At 63.8% G+C, this 18,992-nt stretch carries 16 protein-coding genes; 7 read left to right on the forward strand and 9 right to left on the reverse strand.

The window, feature by feature from the left end:
* Positions 1 to 2: 2 nt before the first annotated feature.
* From I6F09_RS27535 to I6F09_RS27545, 3 genes are all read left to right on the forward strand, one after another.
* Positions 3 to 1,211 carry a M48 family metallopeptidase gene (locus I6F09_RS27535; RefSeq protein ID WP_225189508.1) on the forward strand — a complete coding sequence of 403 codons (1,209 nt, stop codon included), beginning with the start codon at positions 3 to 5 and terminating at the stop codon, positions 1,209 to 1,211.
* A gap of 196 nt (positions 1,212 to 1,407) precedes the next feature.
* Positions 1,408 to 2,160, forward strand: coding sequence for a hypothetical protein (locus I6F09_RS27540; protein ID WP_036024846.1), 753 nt, complete (start codon positions 1,408 to 1,410; stop codon positions 2,158 to 2,160).
* 60 nt (positions 2,161 to 2,220) lie between these two features.
* Positions 2,221 to 2,889 carry a hypothetical protein gene (locus I6F09_RS27545; protein WP_225189509.1) on the forward strand — a complete coding sequence of 223 codons (669 nt, stop codon included), beginning with the start codon at positions 2,221 to 2,223 and terminating at the stop codon, positions 2,887 to 2,889.
* A 106-nt stretch (positions 2,890 to 2,995) separates the two neighbouring features.
* On the opposite strand, the gene I6F09_RS27550 is transcribed toward I6F09_RS27545, so the two are convergent.
* The 6 genes from I6F09_RS27550 to petA form a co-directional block, all read right to left on the reverse strand.
* Complete coding sequence (locus tag I6F09_RS27550; RefSeq protein ID WP_036024845.1) at positions 2,996 to 3,535, reverse strand: adenine phosphoribosyltransferase; 540 nt, start codon at positions 3,533 to 3,535, stop codon at positions 2,996 to 2,998.
* Positions 3,536 to 3,544: 9 nt separating this feature from the next.
* Complete coding sequence (locus I6F09_RS27555; protein WP_225189510.1) at positions 3,545 to 5,710, reverse strand: anthranilate synthase component I; 2,166 nt, start codon at positions 5,708 to 5,710, stop codon at positions 3,545 to 3,547.
* A 254-nt stretch (positions 5,711 to 5,964) separates the two neighbouring features.
* Entirely contained in the window at positions 5,965 to 7,167 is a 1,203-nt protein-coding gene (locus I6F09_RS27560) for a DUF4375 domain-containing protein (RefSeq protein WP_225189511.1), read from the reverse strand.
* Between the two features lie 112 nt (positions 7,168 to 7,279).
* Positions 7,280 to 7,954 carry a dienelactone hydrolase family protein gene (locus I6F09_RS27565; RefSeq protein ID WP_057026276.1) on the reverse strand — a complete coding sequence of 225 codons (675 nt, stop codon included), beginning with the start codon at positions 7,952 to 7,954 and terminating at the stop codon, positions 7,280 to 7,282.
* A gap of 237 nt (positions 7,955 to 8,191) precedes the next feature.
* Entirely contained in the window at positions 8,192 to 10,264 is a 2,073-nt protein-coding gene (gene fbcH / locus I6F09_RS27570; RefSeq protein ID WP_225189512.1) for a cytochrome b/c1, read from the reverse strand.
* Between the two features lie 62 nt (positions 10,265 to 10,326).
* Positions 10,327 to 10,857, reverse strand: a complete 531-nt coding sequence (gene petA / locus I6F09_RS27575) for a ubiquinol-cytochrome c reductase iron-sulfur subunit (protein ID WP_036006265.1) — start codon at positions 10,855 to 10,857, stop codon at positions 10,327 to 10,329.
* A gap of 279 nt (positions 10,858 to 11,136) precedes the next feature.
* Between petA and I6F09_RS27580 the strand changes: the two genes are divergently transcribed.
* From I6F09_RS27580 to I6F09_RS27595, 4 genes are read left to right on the forward strand one after another with little or no spacing between them, the layout of a single operon-like run.
* Positions 11,137 to 11,604 carry a tRNA (cytidine(34)-2'-O)-methyltransferase gene (locus tag I6F09_RS27580; protein ID WP_128263027.1) on the forward strand — a complete coding sequence of 156 codons (468 nt, stop codon included), beginning with the start codon at positions 11,137 to 11,139 and terminating at the stop codon, positions 11,602 to 11,604.
* Between the two features lie 10 nt (positions 11,605 to 11,614).
* A complete protein-coding gene (queE, locus tag I6F09_RS27585; RefSeq protein ID WP_225141493.1) occupies positions 11,615 to 12,247 on the forward strand; it encodes a 7-carboxy-7-deazaguanine synthase in 633 nt (210 codons plus the stop codon).
* Positions 12,248 to 12,267: 20 nt separating this feature from the next.
* The gene (hemF, locus tag I6F09_RS27590) at positions 12,268 to 13,155 is read left to right on the forward strand and encodes an oxygen-dependent coproporphyrinogen oxidase (RefSeq protein ID WP_225189532.1); all 888 of its coding nucleotides are present in this window, start codon (positions 12,268 to 12,270) and stop codon (positions 13,153 to 13,155) included.
* Positions 13,152 to 13,895, forward strand: a complete 744-nt coding sequence (locus tag I6F09_RS27595) for an HAD family hydrolase (RefSeq protein ID WP_225147867.1) — start codon at positions 13,152 to 13,154, stop codon at positions 13,893 to 13,895. Before hemF ends, I6F09_RS27595 begins: the two co-directional genes overlap by 4 nt.
* Positions 13,896 to 14,178: 283 nt before the next feature.
* Here I6F09_RS27595 and I6F09_RS27600 read toward each other — a convergent pair whose 3' ends face one another.
* From I6F09_RS27600 to I6F09_RS27610, 3 genes are all read right to left on the reverse strand, one after another.
* A complete protein-coding gene (locus I6F09_RS27600) occupies positions 14,179 to 15,162 on the reverse strand; it encodes a tripartite tricarboxylate transporter substrate binding protein (protein ID WP_225189513.1) in 984 nt (327 codons plus the stop codon).
* 306 nt (positions 15,163 to 15,468) lie between these two features.
* Positions 15,469 to 15,840, reverse strand: a complete 372-nt coding sequence (locus tag I6F09_RS27605; protein WP_225189514.1) for a hypothetical protein — start codon at positions 15,838 to 15,840, stop codon at positions 15,469 to 15,471.
* Positions 15,841 to 15,870: 30 nt separating this feature from the next.
* Positions 15,871 to 18,990 carry an efflux RND transporter permease subunit gene (locus tag I6F09_RS27610; protein WP_225189515.1) on the reverse strand — a complete coding sequence of 1,040 codons (3,120 nt, stop codon included), beginning with the start codon at positions 18,988 to 18,990 and terminating at the stop codon, positions 15,871 to 15,873.
* Positions 18,991 to 18,992: the final 2 nt, after the last annotated feature.

Here is an 18,992-nt window from a genome sequence, read left to right on the forward strand (position 1 = left end):
TCATGGCCGCGTATGGTCTCTACACGCACATCGCCTCGAACAAGCTTCGTTCGATGCTGCTGCTCGCCGGCCTGTTCGCGCTGGTCTATGTGCTGGTCTATGCCGGCGCGCTGGTGGCCGAGGTGTTCATCGACGACAGTGAGACCGCCGCGTACTATCTGAGACACGCCTTCTCGGACCTGCTCAAGGCCGCGCCGATTGCAACGGTCGTGGCGGCGGTCTGGATCGTGATCGCCTATTTCTTTCACCAGTCGATGATCGATGCCGTGACCGGCGGCCACAGCGTCACCCGGCAGGAACAGCCGCGGCTCTACAATCTGCTCGAGAACCTCTGCATCTCGCGCGGCCTCACCATGCCGAAGCTGAAGATCATGGAGAGCCCGGCGCTGAACGCGTTCGCGACCGGCCTCAATCCGCGGCAATATTCCATCACGGTCACCACGGGTCTCCTCGATGCGCTCAACGACAAGGAGATCGAGGCGGTGCTCGGCCACGAGCTGACCCACATCAAGAACGGCGATGTGCAACTCATGGTGGTCGCCGTCATCATCGCCGGCGTGGTCGGCTTCTTCGGCGAATTGTTCTTCCGCCTGTTCACGAATCTGAACTGGAGCTCGGGCGGCTCCTCGTCCTCGGGCTCGTCCTCGTCGTCGCGGTCGTCCTCGTCGTCGAGCGACAGCAAGAGCTCCGGCGGCGGCGCGATCATCGTCATCATCATCGCCATCGTGCTGATCGTGCTGGCCTGGCTGCTGTCGCAGGTGGTGAAGCTCGCACTGTCGCGGTCGCGCGAATATCTCGCCGACGCCGGTTCGGTCGAGCTGACGAAAGACCCCGACGCGATGATCTCGGCGCTGCGCAAGATCGAGGGCCGCGGCGAGCTGCCGGGCGCCACCTCGGCGGTGATGGAGCTCTGCGTCGACAATCCGCGCGAGGGCTTTGCCGACCTGTTCGCGACCCACCCTTCCGTGCAGTCCCGGGTCGACGCGCTGGTCAAGTTCGCCGGCGGGCGCGATCCGGGACCGCTGCCGGACCCCGCCGAAGAGACGGAACAACTCGAGACCGAACATGCCGAGGCGCAGGACGGGCCGCCGCCGCTCTCGCAGGGGCCGTGGAGCGATGCGGCCGGTCCCGCCAACCCGCCGCCCGTTCCCGCGCCCAGTCCCTCAGGAGCCCCGGCAGCCAATCCGATGGGACCGTGGAGCCGTCACTGACGGCGTGATTTGCCGCTTCATGCGCCGGGTTTCCCGGCAATCGGGAAAATCCTCGGGAATTGCCGTAAGTGGAGCGCGAGGAATTGAATTCTCCCTTGTTTCTGCCATGTTCGCGCCCAACAGCAGACTCGGGACATCGATTTGGGGCCCGGCCGATTGCGACCTCGCGATCGGGGGCGCGCGTTAGGGGACAGCAATGGCAAAGCCGGCAGTGGTTGTGGTGGGCGCGGACAAGGGCGGGGTCGGCAAGACCACGGTATCGCGCACCCTGCTCGATTATTTCTCGGCCAACAACGTGCCGACGCGGGCGTTCGATACGGAGTCGCCGCGCGGAACCCTGAAACGCTTCCACCCCGACATCACCGAGATCGTCGACATGACGACGACGGCCGATCAGATGAAGATCTTCGACACGCTCAACGCTGTCAGCCCTTCGGTCACCGTGATCGACGTCCGCGCCGGCCTGCTTTCGCCGGCGCTGGCCTCGCTGCGCGACATCGGCTTCCTCGACGCCGCCAAGGCCGGCCAGATCACCTTCGCCGTGTTCCACATCCTCGGACCCTCGATCGCCTCGCTGGAGGAGATCGCGGAGACCGCAGGCTTCATGGGGGGCGCGAAATATTTCCTGGTGAAGAACTTCATCAACGACACCCAGTTCTTCCAGTGGGACCAGGCGACCTACAATTCCTACTTCCACCGCATCAAGGACGCGACCGAGCTGACCATCCCCAAGCTCAACGAAATGGCCTATGAGCAGGTCGAGGTCTCCTCCGTCCCGTTCCTGAAATTCGTGGCCAACAAGGGCATCAGCGACGAGGCCGCGAACTATTCCTTCGTGCTGCGCGGTTATGTCCGGCACTGGTTGGCCAATGTCTGGAGCGAATACGACCGCATCCGCCTGACCGACATCGTCGGGTCGAAATCCGCCACCCGCAACAGCGAAAAATAGTTGCGCAAGCCGGGCTGATACGGCTGGATTGGACGGTGAGTTGGCCTGATATAGCTGGCGATGCCCGCGACACCCGTCTACATCATCTGCTCGCCCCGCCCGCAGGTCGGCAAGACCTTGCTGGCGCGGCTTTTGAGCGAATTCCTGCTGCTCAAGAACGGCAACGTCGCGGCCTTCGACGTCAATCTGAAGGAGCCGTCGCTGCTCGATTACCTGCCGAAGGTGACCGAGACCGCCGACGTGATCGACACCTTCGGCAAGATGCAGCTGATGGACCGCGTCATCGTCGATGACGGACTTGCCAAGGTGATCGACCTCGGCTTCCACGCCTTCGACGAGTTCTTCAAGATGACCGACGAGATCGGCTTGCTGAAGGAGGCGGCGCGGCGCCACGTTGCGCCGATGATCCTGTTCGTCGCCGACACCGACCGCGTCTCGGCCCGCGCCCACGAGATGCTGCGTGGGCAGATCCCGCGGATGAACCTGGTCACGGTGGACAACGAATATGTCGTCCGCGGCGAGCTGCCGCCGGCAATGGGAGGCGGCCGGCTGTTCCGCCTTCCCGCGCTGCCCGGTTTCCTCAAGACCTATATCGACCGGCTGAATTTCTCCTTCACCGGCTATCTGCGCCAGGAGAAGGACTCTTCCACCGAACTGCACCAGTGGACGCGGCGGAACTACATCGCTTTCCGGGAGCTCGAGCTCAGCCTGATATTGCAGCGGTCGTGAAGCATTCGATCGGGAAGCTCGGTGTTCACCTCTCCCCAGCGGGGAGAGGTGAACCGCGTCCTTGGCCCACACACCGCCCCCGAAGCTTGTTCTGCCTCGTTGACGCTCAGTGCCCCTCGAACGACATCAGCGTGCGCACGGGCACGTCCATGGCGCGCAGCTTGGCGGCGCCGCCGAGCTCGGGCAGGTCGACGATGAAGCAGGCGGCAACCACGTTGGCGCCGATCTGGCGCAGCAGCTTGACCGCGCCTTCCGCGGTGCCGCCGGTGGCGATAAGATCGTCGACCAGGATGACCCGCTCGCCGGGCGCGACTGCATCGACATGCATCTCCATCTCGTCGATGCCGTATTCGAGGGAGTAGGCGATGCGCACCGTGGTGTGCGGCAGCTTGCCCTTCTTGCGGATCGGCACGAAGCCCGCCGAGAGCTGATGCGCCACCGCGCCGCCGATGATGAAGCCGCGCGCCTCCATGCCGGCGACCTTGTCGATCTTGTTGCCGGCCCAGGGATTGACGAGCTCGTCCACGGCTCGGCGGAATGCGCGCGCATCCGCGAGCAAGGTGGTGATGTCGCGGAACATGATCCCGGGCTTGGGATAATCCGGGATGGTGCGGACGCTCGCCTTGATGTCGTGGTCAAAAGTCATTCGTGCCTCTCAATTGACCGGCGCATCCAGCCGGAACGCGTTTTCGACAATACGTAGCCCCACCTCGCCGCCGAGCGACATCAGCGATTCCGGGTGGAATTGCACGCCGGCGACCGGCAGGGTCTTGTGCTCCAGCGCCATGGCGACGCCGTCCTCGGTGCTGGCGGTGACGCTGAGCACCTCCGGCATGCTGTCGCGCTCGACATAGAGCGAGTGATAGCGGCCGATGACGATCTCGTTCGGCAAATTGCGCATCAGCCGCCCGCCGCGCACCTGCACCCGCGAGGGCCGGCCGTGGGCGGGATGGGTCAGCTGGCCGAGCTCGCCGCCGAAATATTCGCCGATCGCCTGCACGCCGAGGCAGACGCCGAACACCGGCAGCTTCTTCTCCAGCGCCGCATCGATCGTCGTCTTGATCCCGAAATCCTCAGGGCGCCCGGGGCCGGGCGACAGCACCAGCAAGTCCCACCTCTTCTGCTTGAGCATGTCGAGCGCATGCACATAGCGGACCACGGTCACGCTGGCGCCGACCTGGCGGAAATAATCGGCGAGCATGTGCACGAAGCTGTCGTCATGGTCGATCAGCAGCACCTGCTTGCCCGAGCCGGTGGCATCAGGCGCAAAGGTCGAGAGCGGCTTCGGCGGATCGCCGCGCAGCGCCTGGAACAGCGCGGCCGCCTTGACCTGGCACTCGCGGTCTTCTGCGGCGGGGTCTGAATCGAACAGGCAGGTGGCGCCGACGCGCACTTCGGCGAGGCCATCCTTCATGCGGATGGTGCGGATGGTGAGGCCGGTGTTAATGCTGCCGTCGAAATTCACCGCGCCGATCGCGCCGGCATACCAGCGCCGCGGCGAGCGCTCGTGATCCTCGACGAATTGCATGGCCCAGAGCTTCGGCGCACCGGTGACGGTGACAGCCCAGGCGTGGGTGAGGAAGGCATCGAGCGCATCGAAGCCGGGGCGCAACATGCCCTCGACGTGGTCAACGGTGTGGAACAGCTTTGAGTAAGTCTCGATCTGGCGGCGCGCCAGGACCTTGATGGTGCCGGGCACGCAGACGCGCGCCTTGTCGTTGCGGTCGACGTCGGTGCACATGTTGAGCTCGAACTCGTCCTTCTCCGAGTTCAGGAGCTGGCGGATCTGCTCGGCATCGCCGATCGCATCAAGGCCGCGCGCGATCGTGCCCGAGATCGGGCAGGTCTCGACGCGGCGGCCGTCCGAGCGCACGAACATTTCGGGCGAAGCCGAGACGAGAAACTCGCCCTCGCCGAGATTCATCAGCGCACCATAGGGCGACGGGTTGATGACGCAGAGGCGCTGGAACACTTCGGCCGGCGAGCGGTCGCAGGGCTCGGCGAACAGCTGGCCGGGCACGGCCTCGAACAGATCGCCGCGGGCAAAGGCGGCGCGCGCTGTCTCGACCGTGGCCTGATATTCGCCCGGCGCGTGATCGGCAAAGCCCTGACGCGGCGTCTTCAGATAGGGGCTGTCGGCGGTCTCGCACGGCAGGCCTTCGGTCGACTTGCCCTTCCAGGCGAAATCGTAAGAGAGCACGACGCCGCGGCCGGTGGCACGATCATAAGCAAGCAGACGATCGGGCACGTAGAGCACGATGTCTCGCTGGTCGGCCTCGCGCGGGCGCTTCTGCACGAGGTCCTCGATCTGGAAGACGAGGTCGTAGGCGAAAGCGCCGAACAGGCCGAGCAGGCCGTCATCACTGGCGGAGAAGGCGGCGACGAGATCGCGCACCAGCGACATCACGCTGGCACGCCGCGTGCGCTGGTCCTCCTCGACCGGCGCATCACCGCGGATGATGTGGCCGGCAAGGCGGCTCGCCGTTCTCTCGGAGATGACGACACAGGGTTCGCGCAAGACATCGCCGAGGAAGGCGATCAGCACCTCTCCGCGCGCGTTCAGCGCTTCCAGCTTGAAATTGACGCCAACTGTCTCGAGCTTGAGCGGCGGATCGGAGAAGCCGAGGTCGAAGCTCTCGTAGCGGCCGGGCACGGTCGTGCCCGAGGACAGCACCACGCCGCGCCGGCGGTCGAGCAGGCTGACGAGATCGTCCAGCCGGTTGGCGCCGCCGGTGAATTGCTCGGCCACGCGCGTGATCGCAAGACCGGCGCGGGTCGCGTAGTCGCTTCGAGCCGGGAGGGCAAAGACTGTCCTGTTCATGTCGTCCTCTTACGAAACTTGCCGAGGGAACGCCACACAGGACAAACGATCAGGCCGCCGCACTGCGTGGCGACCTTCGACGATTTTGGGAAAGGAAATCGCACCGGCCACCTCGTCAGGAGGTGCGCCACCAAAGACGGGCTGGGCGGACGGCGGTGCTCATGGACGGGATACTCACCATGGCGCGGCGGCGGCGTCAAGGGTGGCTGGGCGGCTCCAATCGCCAAAATGGCGACGGCCAGGTCTCAGCCGCTTTAGGCCCGAATCTGCAGGCTGTCGCGCCCTATGGCCGCGTCCGCGGCATGACGCTCGATCTCGGCTCGCGTTACCGTGAGCAGAAGTTCACCGTCGGGTTCGACGACATTGCCACGGTCAGCCAAGGTTTCAACCATGACACCTGTCTTTCCTGTGACCGCACACCATGTGGCACGATCGTCGCTCACGCGCAGCGCCGTGATCATCGCGGCCGGATCCAGATCCAACTTTCGCAACAGCAGATCGATGGCTTCGGCCGCCAGATTTTGCTCGGCAATTCTCAAGAAATTCCGGATCGTGTCAGCGCCTACAGTCGACAACCGCGCGCCCACCAGTGTAGGCGGAAAGCTCTTCAATACTTCATGCATGTCCGACGGCTTCGGGCTCTGGCTGCCCGGGCCGAATTCGTAAAATTCTCCACCCGCCTCCTCGTAGACGCACAGGCGCGAACCCTTGTCAGTCTTGACGCCAATGGCAATGCCCTGGGCCCCTTCAGCATCCATATTGCTTCCCGCGAACACCTGAACCTTGAGCTCCGGGTCAGGCCTCACCGCCCCGCACGCGGCGGCGATCGTGAGCTGCAGGCAGTCGGTGATCTGGTAGCTGATGTGGCGAACGCTCAGCCAGATCCGACGTTGCGACAGATGTGGATTAAGTTGCGCAAGCCGTTCGATTTCGGAGGCGTACTGTTCCTGCGCGACAGCATGCAATTCGGGCCAGCTTGCGATCCATCGGGCCGCAAGTTGTGTCATTGGTTGCTGTCGTTCTGCTTCATAGAAGCGACGATCAAGCGCATCGAGCGCCGAGGCTCGGTTCTCGAAGCCATTCTGCTGCACGGTCTCTTGAGGATTATCCCCTACCCAAGCGATCATTTCCTGCAATATACGATGTTGCGCGCTCGCTCCCATCGCTTTGAGTCCGGCGAGCGCATCGCCAGACGTCGTGGGAAGCATCGAAACGCCCGTGTTACCGATGAACTGGCTGTGACCGCCGTTGTTGACCTGAGCCAGATAGTAGTCGGCGTGATAGGCCTGCATGGCCACAGCGGGCAGTTCACGTCCGGAGTACACGCCGACGCGTTGCATTTGGTTGACGTAGTCGACTACCGCGTGGGTTAGATATTCGGCCTTCTCAGGGTCCTGGGCCGCCTCCAGCCGCTCGCGAGGCAAAACAACCGTCGTCAACCGACCATCCACAATCATCACCCCTCCAGAGCCGCGCAGCGAAGGGCTACACCGCTGCAGCCTAGAATTGCAGCGAGCTGTTATCAATGGCGATTTAACACGTGCGCAGATCGATCCGCACCCGCTGGTGCTACCCCAGATGCTTCCGGAAAAACTCCGTCGCTCGGCCCCAGGCGAGCTCGGCGGCTTCGCGGTCGTGCACGGCCTGGCGCTGCTCGTTGACGAAGGCGTGCTCGGCGTCATAGCGGAACAGCTCCAGCGACTTGCCGGCGGCCTTCATGGCCTTCTCGAAGCCGTTGACCAACTCCGGCGTGCACCAATCGTCCTTGTTGGCGAAATGGGCCTGGAGCGGGATCTTGACGTCGGCGGGCTTGGCCGCCTGCTCGGGCGGGATGCCGTAGAACACGACGCCGGCCGCGAGCTCCGGGATTTTGGTCGCGCCGATGATGGTCACGGCGCCGCCGAGGCAGAAGCCGGTCAGCCCGACCTTGGCACCGTTGCGCGACAGATATTGCGTGGCGCCGCGCACGGTCTGCGTGGTGGCGTCCATGAAGTCGAGCGAGTTCATCTCCTTGTTGGCGCTGTCCGTGTCGTGATACGGCACCACCTTGCCCTTGTAGAGATCGGGCGCCAGCGCGTCGAAGCCGGCCAGCGCGAAGCGGTCGCACAGGCCCTTGATCTGATCGGACAGGCCCCACCATTCCTGGATCACGACGACGCCCGGCGCATTGCCGCGCCCGGCATTGGCGAGATAGCCCGAGGCGTCCTTACCGTCCGGGCGCTTGAAGGTGATGCTGGTTCCCATGGTGTCCTCCGGTGAGTTTCTGGGGGATCGGTTGGCGGTATTTTGGCGGGTGGGAGCGCGCGGCGCAATCCACACTCTTGTCATTCCGGGGCGATGCTTCAGCATCGAGCCCGGAATCCATTCATCACCATCTCCGCCGCGCAATGGATTCCGGGCTCGCGCTTTCGCGCGCCCCGGAATGACAGCCCAACAAAAAGCCCCCTTGCGGGGGCTTTTTCATTTCTCGTCTTTCGCCGCTCAGTGCGAGGCGGCCCAGACCTTCTTCTTGGTGAAGTACATCAGGCCCGCGAAGACGATCAGGAAGACGAAGACCTGGAAGCCGAGGCGCTTGCGCGCTTCCATGTGCGGCTCGGCGGTCCACATCAGGAAGGTGGTGACGTCCTTGGCGTACTGCGCGACGGTGGTCGGCGCGCCGTCGTCATAGGTCACCTGGCCGTCGCTGATCGGCTTCGGCATCTTGATGGCGTGGCCCGGGAAGTACTTGTTGTAGTACGAGCCCTCCGGGAGAGTGACGCCCTCCGGCACCTTGTCCTCATAGCCTTGGAGCAGCGCGGTGACATAGTCAGGCCCCTGCTCCTGGTACTGGGTGAAGACGTCGAAGATGAACCAGGGGAAGCCGCGCTTGTAGGAGCGCGCCTTGGTGATCAGGGACAGGTCCGGCGGCGCCGCACCGCCGTTCGCGGCACGCGCGGCCTGCTCGTTCGCGAACGGCGAGGGGAAATAGTCCGCCGGCCGGCCCGGGCGCTCGAACATGTCCCCCGCATCGTTCGGGCCGTCCTTGACCTTGTACTCGGATGCAAACGCCGCGGCTTGCGCCACCGAATAGCCAGGCCCGCCGGGCTCGGCGAGGTTGCGGAAGGCGACGAAGGACAGGCCGTGGCAACTGGCGCAGACCTCCTTGTAGACCTTGAGGCCGCGCTGCAGCGCGCCGCGATCGAACTTACCGAAAGGGCCCGAGAACGACCATGTGTTGCCTGGCGGCTTATCGCTGCCTTCGGCTGCTTTCGCGCTATCGATCGAGCCCGCGAACAGCGAGCCGGCGAGCGCCAGCACGATCGCGGTCGAGACCATCGGCGTCGACCGGCTGCCGGTCTTGGCCAGCACGGCATCCGAGATCGAGTTCGGCACCGGCCGCGGCTTCTCGATGCGCGCGAGCAGCGGCAGCACGATCAGGAAGTAGGCGAAGTAGCAGAACGTCAGGATGCGGCCGGCGATGACGTAGATGCCTTCCGGCGGCTGTGCGCCGAGATAGCCGAGCAGGATGCAGACCGCGACGAAGATCCAGAAGAACTGCTTGGCGAGCGGACGGTACTTCGAGGACTTGGTCTTGGCGGTGTCGAGCCAGGGCAGGAAGCACAGGATGATGATCGCCCCGAACATCGCGATGACGCCCGCGAGCTTGTCGGGAATCGAGCGCAGGATCGCGTAGAACGGCAGGTAATACCATTCCGGCACGATGTGCGGCGGCGTCACGCCCGGGTTCGCGGGAATGTAGTTGTCGGCGTCGCCGAGATAGTTCGGCATGTAGAAGATGAACCAAGCGTACAGCAGCAGGAAGCAGGCGACGCCGAACATGTCCTTGATGGTCGCATGCGGCGTGAACGGCACCGTGTCCTTTTCCGTCTTCGGCTCGACGCCATCAGGGTTGTTCTGGCCAGCGACGTGCAGCGCCCAGACGTGGAGCACGACGACGCCTGCGATCACGAACGGCAAAAGATAGTGCAGCGAGAAGAAGCGGTTCAGCGTCGGGTTGCCGACTGCATAGCCGCCCCAGAGCAGCGTCACGATGCTCTCGCCGACATAGGGAACGGCCGAGAACAAATTGGTGATGACGGTGGCGCCCCAGAAGCTCATCTGGCCCCAGGGCAGCACGTAGCCCATGAAGCCGGTCGCCATCATCAGGAGGTAGATGATGACGCCGAGGATCCACAGCACCTCACGCGGCTCCTTGTACGACCCGTAGTACAGACCCCGGAACATGTGGACGTAGACGGCGACGAAGAACATCGAGGCGCCGACCGCGTGCATGTTGCGCAGCAGCCAGCCGTAGTTCACGTCACGGACGATCAGCTCGACCGACTTGAAGGCGAGATCGGCGTTCGGCGTGTAGTGCATCGCCAGGATCACGCCGGTCAGGATCTGCATTCCGAGCATGAAGGAAAGAATGGCGCCGAAGGTCCACCAATAGTTCAGGTTGCGCGGGGTGGGATAGGCGACGAAGGAGGAATGGATGAGACCAAAAATCGGCAGGCGCCGCTCGATCCATTGCAGGGCCGGATTGCTCGGCTGGTAGTCGGATGGTCCGCTCATGATGCGATCCTGAGGAAATAGTACGACGAGACGGCGCGAAGCTTCGGACTTGAGTCCGAAGCTCAGCCGATCTGGATTTTGGTGTCGGAAACGAACTGGTACGGCGGCACGGCCAGGTTCGTGGGCGCTGGGCCCTGGCGGATGCGGCCGGACGTATCGTAGACCGAACCATGGCAGGGGCAGAAGAACCCGTCGTAGCTGCCTTCATGAGCGATCGGGATACAGCCGAGATGGGTGCAGATGCCGATCACGACCAGCCACTGCTCGTGGCCCGACTTGACCCGGGCCTCGTCGGTCTGCGGATCCGGCAGGCTCGCCACGTTGACGGCGCGCGCCTCGTCGATCTGCTTCTTGGTGCGGTGACTGATGTAGATCGGCTTGCCGCGCCAGAACACCTTGATGTCCTGGCCTTCCGCGATCGGGCTGAGATCGACCTCGATCGGCGCACCGGCGGCGATGGTCGAGGCATCCGGATTCATTTGGGAGATGAAGGGCCAGAGCGCAGCCGCGCCCCCTACTGCTGCAAATGCCCCTGTTGCAACGAATAAGAAATCACGGCGTGTCGGATGGTCCGCCGAAGACGCTGTCGTCACGATTCCAACCCTTTCTTCTTGCGCTACCGGTGGAACCGCTCCGAGGGGCGCCCAAGAGGTCCCCGGAAAGGCTGCCGGCACCCGCGGCCCCCCGCGGCGGCAGAACTTGGCTTGTTCACCTCTAAACGGGTGAAACAGCAGTCCAGAATCGTTCTATTGGCACCCTTGCCGGGCGAGCGCAAGCCCGCTAACGGCGTGAGAGCGTGCAATGCACGAATTCCCGGGCGGGCGATGTTTTATTGAGACATTTTGCGCCCGCAAGCCAACTCGCCGCCGCCCATGCAGATCGCACTTTTCCAGCCCGACATCCCCCAGAACACCGGCACGATTCTTCGCCTCTGCGCCTGCCTGGGGCTCGATGCCCATATCATCGAACCGGCGGGCTTCCCCATCTCGGACCGCCTGTTCCGCCGGGCGGGAATGGACTACCTCGACCATGTCAGGCTGACCCGCCACGTCTCCTGGGCGACATTCGAGGACTGGCGTGCAGGCCAGGGCCACCGGCTGCTGCTGTTCACCACCAAGGCCGCTACCGACTACCGCGATTTTCATTACCAGAGGTCGGACATCCTGCTATTCGGGCGCGAGAGCGCCGGCGTCACCGATGCGGTGGTCGAGGCGGCCGATGCGCGCCTGGTGATCCCGATCAAGGCGGGGCTGCGGTCGCTCAATGTGGCCATGAGCGTGGCCATGGCCGCCGGCGAGGCGCTGCGGCAGATCCGGAACCCGCAAGGTTTGACAGATTGAGGAGAGAGGCTTGAGTTACGCGGTCAAGGAGATCTTCCTGACCCTGCAAGGCGAAGGCGCCCATGCCGGGCGCGCGTCGGTGTTCTGCCGCTTTGCCGGCTGCAACCTCTGGAGCGGGCGGGAGGCCGACCGCGCGGATGCGACCTGCAAGTTCTGCGACACGGATTTCGTCGGCACCGACGGCACGCTCGGCGGGCGCTATGGCTCGGCTGCGGAACTCGCCGATACCATCGCCGCGCAATGGACGGCGGCTGCCGCCAATCGCTACGTCGTGCTGACCGGCGGGGAGCCGCTGCTCCAGGTCGACGCCGCGCTGATCGAGGCGCTGCACGAAAGAGGCTTCGAGATCGGCGTCGAGACCAACGGCACGATCGCAGCTCCTGATGGGCTCGACTGGATCTGCGTTAGCCCCAAGGGCGGCAGCGACCTGGTCCTGCGCCAGGGCCACGAGCTGAAGCTGGTCTATCCCCAGGCCTTGGCGATGCCCGAAGCATTTGAGGATCTCGCTTTCGAGCGCTTCTCGCTGCAGCCGATGGACGGGCCTGAGGTCATCGAGAACACCGCGCGCGCGATCGATTATTGCCTGCACCATCCGCAATGGCGGCTCAGCGTGCAGACCCACAAATCGCTCGGCATCAGATAGGACGCGACCCGCGAATGCAGATGGACGTCACGACGATCGAAGACCGCAAGGCCCGCGCCCGCGCCTGGTTCGAGCGCTTGCGCGACGACATCTGCGCGAGCTTCGAGCGGCTCGAGGACGACGCACCGCAGGGCCTCTATCCGGGCGAGGCCGGCCGCTTCAAGCGCACGCTTTGGCAGCGCACCGACCACACTGGCGCGGCCGGCGGCGGCGGCGTGATGTCGATGATGCATGGCCGGCTGTTCGAGAAGGTCGGCGTGCACTGCTCGACGGTGCACGGCGAGTTCGCACCCGAATTCCGGGCCCAGATCCCCGGCGCGGCGGAGGATCCAAAATTCTGGGCCTCCGGCATCTCGCTGATCGCGCATATGCGCAATCCGAACGTCCCCGCCGTGCACATGAACACGCGCTTCGTCGTCACCACGAAGGCTTGGTTCGGCGGCGGCGCCGACCTGACGCCGGTGCTGGAGCGACGGCGGACGCAGGACGATCCCGACAGCATCGCCTTCCATGCCGCGATGAAACAGGCCTGCGTGCAGCCGAGCGGTGTTGCCGACTACGACAAGTACAAGAAATGGTGCGACGAGTATTTCTACCTGCCGCACCGGAAAGAGGCGCGCGGCATCGGCGGCATCTTCTACGACTGGCACGACAGCGGCGACTGGGACGCCGACCTCGCCTTCACCCAGGACGTCGGCCGCGCCTTCCTGAAGATCTATCCCGAGATCGTACGGCGCAACTTCGCGAGCGCCTGGACGCCTGCGGATCGCGAGGAGCAACTGATCCGCCGCGGCCGCTATGTCGAGTTCAACCTGCTCTACGACCGCGGCACCATCTTCGGACTGAAGACCGGCGGCAACGTGGACTCCATCCTGTCGTCGCTGCCGCCCGAGGTGAAGTGGCCATGAACGCCGTGCTGCCGCCGCTGCCCCGCGCCATGCTGATCGACATGGACGACACCATCCTGTCGGCCTATGGCCGGCCCGAGATCGCCTGGAACACGATCACGGCCGAATTCGCCGAGGAGCTCGCCCCGCTGCCGCCGCCGATGGTCGCAACCGCGGTGCTGGCCTTCGCGCGAAACTTCTGGGCCAGTGCGGAAGCCGCGTGGCGGATGAAGCTCGCCGAGGCGCGGCACCTGACGGTGAAGGGCGGCTTCGCCGCGCTCGCGGCCGCAGGCCACCGCGCCCTGCCCGACGACCTCGCCATTCGCCTCGCCGACCGCTTCACCGCCTACCGCGAGGAGGAGATGTTCGTCTTTCCCGGCGCGCACGAGGCGATCGACCAGTTCAAGGCGCTCGGCATCAAGCTCGCGCTGGTCACCAACGGCGCCGCCAACATGCAGCGCGCCAAGATCGAACGCTTCGAGCTGGCGCATCGCTTCGACCACATCCAGATCGAAGGCGAGCACGGCTTCGGCAAGCCCGAGGAGCGCGCCTATCTGCACGCGATGCAGGCGCTCGGCGTCACCGCTGAGGACACCTGGATGATCGGCGACAATCTGGAATGGGAAGTGGTGACGCCGCAGCGCCTCGGCATCTATGCGATCTGGATGGACGTGCATGGCGAGGGCCTGCCCGAGGGCTCGACGGTCAGGCCCGACCGCATCATCCGCTCGCTCGGCGAGCTGCTGCCCGACCGGGCATGATCGAGGGCCCAAAACAAAACCTCGAAAACAACCCCATGCACAGTAGCGCGCTGCTGTAAAATCAAGGACTTACGGATTTTACGAAAAATTTCTGACCCGTCGGGCAAAACAGGGGTATTGTGGCATCGTCGCGAGGGTTGCGATCGAGCCTGGAGCGCGATGGCATCAGGATGAATCGTCATCGCGCTTTAGCTTATGTTTGAGCATGATCTTTTCGGAAAACCGCTACGCACTTTTCCGGATCATGCTCTAGTCGCGCTCCCGCGAGCACGCCCAAGGCAACCTATTCCACGGTGATATTGCCGGCCTCGATGACCCGCTTCCAGCGGGCCAACTCAGAGACCAGAAACTCCTTGAATTGCTCCGGGGTGTTGGCCACGATTTCGAGGCCGATCTCCTCCATTCGTTTGCGTACGTCCGGTGCCTTCAGCGCCGCGACGATCTCGCCATGCAATTTTGCTTTCACATCGGCAGGAAGGCCCTTCGGAGCAGCCACCGCCTGCCACGAAAAGACGTCGACACCATCGATCCCAAGTTCCTTCAAGGTGGGCACTTCGGGCAAAAGACGGGATCTGGCATCGCCGGTGATGGCGAGAACCTTGAGCTGCTTGGATTGAATTTGCCCGATGACGGCGTTGATGTTTTGAAACGATACGTTGACATGCCCCGCGAGGAGATCACTCACAGCGGGCGCCCCGCCGCGATACGGCACATGGAGACCGGTCGTCCCAGTGCGCTGCCAGAACAGCGCCGCCGTGAGATGATCGGACGAACCCGCACCCGAGCTTGCAAAAGTGATCTTGCCGGGGGCCTTCTTCAGTTGCTCCACCAATTCGGCGACCGTGTTTGCCGGAAAGTTCAAGGTGGCGACCAGGACGTTCGGTGCGCGCACGGCGACCGTCAAAAGGTCGAAGTCCTCCAGAGGATCATACTTCAGATTGGGCTGAAGAAATGGATTCGTCGCATAGACACCGATCGAGCCGACGAGAACGGTGTATCCGTCCGCTGGCGCCCGGGCCACCGCCGTTGCTCCAAGAGCGCCCGTTGCGCCGGACCGGTTTTCGACGACCACCGGCTGCCGCAGCGTATCGGAGACCTTCTGTCCGATTGCGCGCGCGACCATGTCGGACGAGCCTCCCGCCGGGAATGGAACGATAAAGGTGATATTCCTTTCCGGCCAGGCCGCGTATGCCATCGAGGTCGCGGCAAGAAGCAGGATGCCAGCTGCACCAAATCGAATCTTCGATAAAAAAGTAGCATTGCCCATTGTCGATCCTCCGTTGCGACATTTTTCTGAGGGCCTATTTTACGTGCTCATGCCATCCCGATTGATGCTCAGATTGTATTGATTGATCCACTATTTATCACGGGCGCTTTGTCGCGGTGAAATCGCCGATGTGCAAACCTGCCCAGGGGTGGCGCTTCGCTCTTCCAAGCGCTGTCGAGTTTTGCCTACGCGTTATCTCAACTCCCACGCTTCACCTTGAGCGTCAGCAGCGGCTTGCCTTTCTCGGCGATGTAGGTCGCGAGCTCCGCCGCGTTGCGGGCGCAAACGCGGTCTTTCACGCCCCAATCATTGCGCAGCGTATCTCGCGGTCAACGAATGACCGTGCAAGCTACCGGAGAACACCACGATCGCCTTTGGCGACAGCTCGGCCTGCAGCTTTCCCGTCATCATGTTGGGATTGGCCGGCGCAAGCGGAACGGTGACCGTCTTGCCGCCATCCTGAATCGTTGCGCGTCCCCGCATTTCCTTCGTCGACAGCGGCGATCCATCGTCGTCGCCAACGTAAAAGATGATGTCCGTCCCCTTGCTGACGAATTCGATCGGATGCCCCTGCGACTTGACGACGGGGCCGCCGTTGCTGCCCTTCGTCTGCGCCGCGGCAACATCCAGCGTCACGATCATCACAGCCGTCATGGCGAGGCCGATATAAGTTCTCATTGCAGGCTCCTCGGTGGTTGTCCGCGCGCATCAATAGGCTTCCGCGGGGGTGAACGTTGCGGCGTGTCCGGCCACGAGCCGCTGCAGCGGCTGCTTGCCGAACATCAGAAACAGAATCGGGGTCACAATTGTGTCGAGGACCGTGGCGCTGAGCAGGCCGCCGAAGATCGTCACGGCCACCGGGTGCAGGATTTCCCGGCCCGGCTCGTCCGCGCCGATCAAGAGCGGCGTGAGCGCTAGTCCTGCGCAAAGCGCCGTCATCAGCACCGGACTGAGGCGCTCCATGCTGCCTCGAATGACCAGCCCGGCCCCGAAACGCTCGCCTTCGTGGATGGCGAGATTGATGTAGTGCGAGATCTTCAAGATCCCGTTGCGCGCCGAGATGCCGGCCAGCGTGATGAAGCCGATCATCGATGCCACCGACAAGGGCTGCCCGGAGATCTTCAGCGCGGCGACGCTGCCGATCAGGGCGAGCGGAATACCTCCCATGATGATCAGCGCCAGTGCGATCGACCGGTAGCGGCTGTAGAGGACGACGAAGATCATCGTCATCGAGGCCAACGACAGAATGCCGATGCGCCAGGTCGCCTCCTGCTGGGCCTGGAACGCGCCTTCGAGGCTGGTCGTGTAGCCTTGCGGGAAATCGAGCTCGCGAACTGACCTCTGAATGTCGGCCGCGATATCGGCGATGTCGCGGCGTCCGTCCCCGTTGCCGTACACGACGATCCTGCGCTGGGTCCCCTCCCGCTGAATCTGGTTCGGCCCGTCTGTCTCGACGATGTCGGCCAAAGCGCTCAGCGGGACGAACTCCGAGCCGGTCGAGATGAGCAAATTGTGCAGTCCCGTCGTCGAACGGTCTTGCTCCGACAGGCGCATCACGACGTCGAAACGGCGATTGCCGTCGACGATCTGGGAGACCTTCCGGCCATTGGACAGCGCGTCGAGTGCCTGGGTGACCGCAGCCGGCGTCAGGCCGTGAAGCGCGGCGCGGGCATGGTCGATTTGAACCCGCACTTGCGGAATTAATACTTGCTTCTCGACCTGGAGATCGACCAGACCCGGGATCGTCGATAGACGCTGGCGCACCGTTTCGGACAGCCGCCGCAACATCTCGATGTCCTGGCCGAAGATCTTGAGCACGATCTGGGCACGAATACCGGACTGGAGATGATCGAGGCGGTGGCTGATCGGCTGTCCGATGGCCACCGACGCCGGCAGCGCGGACAGGGCTTCCCGGATGCTCGCATAGATGTCCGCCTTCTGGCGCTTGGACGGTGTAAGATCGACATCGATCTCGCTGTAGTGCACGCCTTCGGCGTGTTCATCCAGCTCGGCGCGGCCGGTGCGGCGTCCAACCGATTTCACCTCGGGCACCTTTGCGAGCAACTGCTCCGCCAATAGGCCAAGACGGTTGGATTCCGCGAGCGAAATGCCTGGATTGTACTGCAGCGACAGGACCAGCGTCCCCTCGTTGAAAGGAGGAAGAAAGCTGCGGGGCATCTGGCTCGCGGCATAGCCTGCCACCGCGACCGCAGCGGCGACGAAGACCAGCACCAAACCCTGCCGCTGGAAGGCCCAGCTGAGCACCCGCCGATTGGCCTGCTTCAGCTTCGTGACGACAAAGCTCTCGCGGTCACCTGAATGAGCTCGTCCCGAAAGCAGATAATAGGACAGCACCGGCGTCACCGTGATCGAGGTCAGCAGCGAAGCCAGGATTGAGACCACATAGGCGACGCCAAGCGGCGTGAACAGCCGCCCTTCGATTCCCGGAAGGGCGAACAGCGGCACAAAGACGAGGACGATGATCATCGTTGCATAGACGATGCTGGAACGAACCTCCTGGCTCGCGCCGGAGATCACGTCGAGAACAGGGCGCGGCGTGCTCGACGCGCCGTTCTCCCGCAGGCGCCGCAGGATGTTTTCGACGTCCACGACGGCATCGTCGACCAGCTCGCCGATCGCGATGGCGAGGCCGCCCAGCGTCATGGTGTTGATCGTGAGGCCGAAGGCGCGAAACACCAGGACCGTCACCAGGATCGATATTGGAATGGCCGTCAGCGACACGAACGCGGCGCGACCGTTCATCAGGAAGACGAACAGGACTATTGCGACGACGATCGCGGCCTCGATCAGGACGCGCTCGACATTGCCGATCGAGGTCTCGATGAAGGTGGCCTGCCGGAACTGCACGTTGGTGACGCTGATGCCCCCGCGCATGGTGCGTTGCAGCTCCCGCAGCGTTGATTCGACATTGCGCGTCAGTGCTACAGTATCCGCAGCCGGTTGCTTCATGACGCTGACGATGACAGCGGGCTTGCCGTTATATCCTGCGTCACCGCGCTTGGTCCGCGCGGCAAAATCCACAGAGGCAATCTGCTTCAGCAGGATCGGCTGCTCTCCGCGGTTGACGACGACGGTGTTGCGGAGGTCCTCGATACGCCTGGTGAGACCGACATTGCGGATCAGATATTCGCGGCCATGCTGGTCGACGAAGCCGCCGCCGCTGTTGGTGCCGAACCTTGCGACCGCCTGCTCGATCTGATCATGGGTGACGCCGAGTGCCTGCATGGTGGCGACGTTCGGCGTCACGCGATATTGGCGGACCTCGCCGCCGATGGGTATCACCTGGGCGACGCCGGGAATGGCGAGGAGTTGCGGTCGGACGACGAAGTCGGCGATCTCGCGCACGTCCATGGGTGAAGCCGTGCCATCGCTCGTCAGCGCGATCAGCATGATCTCGCCCATGATCGAGGTCACCGGGCCCATCTGGGGATTGACCGCGGACGGCAATTGCTCGCGGATCAGCGCCAGCCGCTCGGAGACGAATTGCCGGGCGCGGTAGATTTCGACGCCCCAGTCGAACTCGACATAGACGACCGACAGACCAACGCCCGAGACCGAGCGCACGCGAATGACGCCGGGCATGCCGTTCATCGACGTCTCGATCGGGAACGTCACCAGCTGTTCGACCTCCTGGGGCGCCAGCCCCTCTGCCTCGGTCAGGATGTTGACGGTCGGGCGGTTGATGTCAGGCAGGACGTCGACCGAAACGCTCGGCAGGACGAACAGGCCGTAGCCGACCAGGACGGCGGCGACCGCCAGCACGAATAGGCGATTGCGCAAGCTTGTCTGGACGATGAGCTTGAACATGG

It is taken from the genome of Bradyrhizobium sp. IC3195 (genome assembly GCF_020193585.1).
Classification (GTDB): domain Bacteria; phylum Pseudomonadota; class Alphaproteobacteria; order Rhizobiales; family Xanthobacteraceae; genus Bradyrhizobium; species Bradyrhizobium yuanmingense.

Excerpts from the sequence above, each read along its gene's own strand:
- I6F09_RS27545 (WP_225189509.1), top strand. The coding sequence starts at position 2,221 with ATGCCCGCGACACCCGTCTACATCATCTGCTCGCCCCGCCCGCAGGTC.
- I6F09_RS27550 (WP_036024845.1), bottom strand. The coding sequence starts at position 3,535 with ATGACTTTTGACCACGACATCAAGGCGAGCGTCCGCACCATCCCGGAT.
- I6F09_RS27540 (WP_036024846.1), top strand. The coding sequence starts at position 1,408 with ATGGCAAAGCCGGCAGTGGTTGTGGTGGGCGCGGACAAGGGCGGGGTC.
- I6F09_RS27595 (WP_225147867.1), top strand. The coding sequence starts at position 13,152 with ATGAACGCCGTGCTGCCGCCGCTGCCCCGCGCCATGCTGATCGACATG.
- I6F09_RS27565 (WP_057026276.1), bottom strand. The coding sequence starts at position 7,954 with ATGGGAACCAGCATCACCTTCAAGCGCCCGGACGGTAAGGACGCCTCG.
- I6F09_RS27610 (WP_225189515.1), bottom strand. The coding sequence starts at position 18,990 with ATGTTCAAGCTCATCGTCCAGACAAGCTTGCGCAATCGCCTATTCGTG.
- I6F09_RS27560 (WP_225189511.1), bottom strand. The coding sequence starts at position 7,167 with ATGATTGTGGATGGTCGGTTGACGACGGTTGTTTTGCCTCGCGAGCGG.
- I6F09_RS27555 (WP_225189510.1), bottom strand. The coding sequence starts at position 5,710 with ATGAACAGGACAGTCTTTGCCCTCCCGGCTCGAAGCGACTACGCGACC.
- I6F09_RS27605 (WP_225189514.1), bottom strand. The coding sequence starts at position 15,840 with ATGAGAACTTATATCGGCCTCGCCATGACGGCTGTGATGATCGTGACG.
- fbcH (WP_225189512.1), bottom strand. The coding sequence starts at position 10,264 with ATGAGCGGACCATCCGACTACCAGCCGAGCAATCCGGCCCTGCAATGG.
- I6F09_RS27600 (WP_225189513.1), bottom strand. The coding sequence starts at position 15,162 with ATGGGCAATGCTACTTTTTTATCGAAGATTCGATTTGGTGCAGCTGGC.
- I6F09_RS27580 (WP_128263027.1), top strand. The coding sequence starts at position 11,137 with ATGCAGATCGCACTTTTCCAGCCCGACATCCCCCAGAACACCGGCACG.
- hemF (WP_225189532.1), top strand. The coding sequence starts at position 12,268 with ATGGACGTCACGACGATCGAAGACCGCAAGGCCCGCGCCCGCGCCTGG.
- I6F09_RS27535 (WP_225189508.1), top strand. The coding sequence starts at position 3 with ATGGCCGCGTATGGTCTCTACACGCACATCGCCTCGAACAAGCTTCGT.